This window comes from Erwinia sp. MYb416 (assembly GCF_037479575.1).
In the GTDB taxonomy this organism is placed as follows: Bacteria; Pseudomonadota; Gammaproteobacteria; order Enterobacterales; family Enterobacteriaceae; genus Erwinia; species Erwinia rhapontici.
Genome location: NZ_JBBGYT010000080.1, coordinates 1 through 1,513, shown reverse-complemented (window position 1 = coordinate 1,513; position 1,513 = coordinate 1). Strand labels below are relative to the sequence as shown.

The 1,513-nt window shown below is 56.6% G+C and carries 3 protein-coding genes; 1 reads left to right on the top strand and 2 read right to left on the bottom strand.

The window, feature by feature from the left end; all coding sequences use genetic code 11:
- The coding region (locus WH277_RS00715; RefSeq protein ID WP_339503797.1) for a PilN domain-containing protein at window positions 1-478 on the bottom strand (478 nt) is incomplete at its 3' end.
- Window positions 478-1,305: a pilus assembly protein PilM gene (pilM, locus tag WH277_RS00710; protein WP_339503795.1), complete on the bottom strand. Its 828-nt coding sequence runs from the start codon at window positions 1,303-1,305 to the stop codon at window positions 478-480. The genes pilM and WH277_RS00715, both read right to left, overlap by 1 nt.
- A 115-nt stretch (window positions 1,306-1,420) precedes the next feature.
- Between pilM and WH277_RS28600 the strand changes: the two genes are divergently transcribed.
- Window positions 1,421-1,513: hypothetical protein (locus tag WH277_RS28600; RefSeq protein ID WP_445235288.1), on the top strand; the 93-nt coding region annotated here is incomplete at its 3' end.

The following is a 1,513-nucleotide window of genomic DNA, read 5'->3' as shown; positions in this document are numbered from 1 at the left end:
CACGCTGGACCGCCCCCAGGTTCACCTGTGTAAACAACGTAACCTCACGTAATCTGTCACGCAGTTGATGCAGTTCCTGAATGCTGGCCGCCACCCCGCGTAACACCAGTTCCTTACGGGTTTTATGCAAAACGTTCAGCCACGTATCCGGAGGAAAGTGCGCGCCGAGCCCGCGTGCGAAATCACGCCACTGAACCATCTGCTGTTGCCGGCGCACGAGGTGATCCTGCTGACGTTGCAAGGCGATGAGCTGCTGCCTCACGGCCTGCGTGCGCCCGTTCAGAGCCTGTGCCTCGTTCAGCGCGGCGTTCCACAGCCCCTGCATGCTACTCTGTTGGTGATTGAGACTGCGCTGCCAGTATCCCTTCAGCATCAGCATGGAAAACACCAGCACTAACGCGCCCCCTGCCAGACGCCAGACGCGCCAGCGCTTCTGCAATTGCACCTGCCGCCAGGGTAATAAGTTCACCCATACCATCAGTCATCCTCCGGGCGTAATGCCAGGCCGGTTGCCAACGCAAAAGCACCGTCATACACGGGTAACGGCGGCTGATAACATTGCACTGCGGCCAGCGGCGACAGTGCGAAGGTGCCTTCCGGTCGCTCTTCTGCCAGCACAGAGCTGTACCAGACTGAGTGACTGCCTTGTAAGTATCGCTGCTGTAGTGCGCTAAAATCGGCTGCATCTTCCTGTGAACACCAGCCCCAGGCATGTTCACCCGACTGCGGGGCATACCACAGCCAGTGATCGCTCAGGCGGTGCACCAACGCAGCGGACGTCTCCAGTGACAGCTCACGAGCCAGCGCATACAGCGCCGCCGGAGTCAGTTCCAGAACGTCTGGAGCCAGCGATGCCTGTTGCAGGCAGTCTACCCAATTTTGTAGTGCGTCCTGACGTGCGGCCGTCAGATACATCGATCCGTCAGCGTCATCACTACAACGGTAATCCAGCGCCAGCACTTCGGGTGCGATTGGGAAAAGTCGCCTCGCCGCCGCCATGATGTAACTGCTATGATCGGATTCACGTAATCGCAAGGCAGGCTTCGTCAGCTGGCGCTGCATGACTAACTGTGGGGGAAAGCCCACCCGCAATGAAATGCGAGCAGGAAGGTGTTTACGCCAGCGTTGCAGTAATGCCACCACATCGTCCGGGCGTTGCACCAGGCCATTTCTTAACGTATCTTGCGGCAACGTATGCTGCCACCAATGACGTAGCTGCCAGCCGTTTCGACGGCGCTGGATGCCCAGGGCGCAGAGCTGCCCGTTTTGAATATCCAGCCCGACTTGCCATGTCTTAAAAGCCATTGCGCGATCTCCTTATCGTCTGTTGAAAAGGACGTATCCAAGGTACAGGCTTGCCTTTATACTACCGCGCGATTGTTTATAAACTGCCCAACCGACTTTAAGTGGGAAATATCAGGTGAAGTTCGTAAAGTATTTATTGATCCTTGCAGTGTGTTGCATCTTGCTGGGAGCTGGCTCGATCTATGGTTTGTACAAATACATAGAGCCA

Coding starts and splice junctions, on each gene's coding strand:
- pilM (WP_339503795.1), bottom strand. CDS start 1,305: ATGGCTTTTAAGACATGGCAAGTCGGGCTGGATATTCAAAACGGGCAG.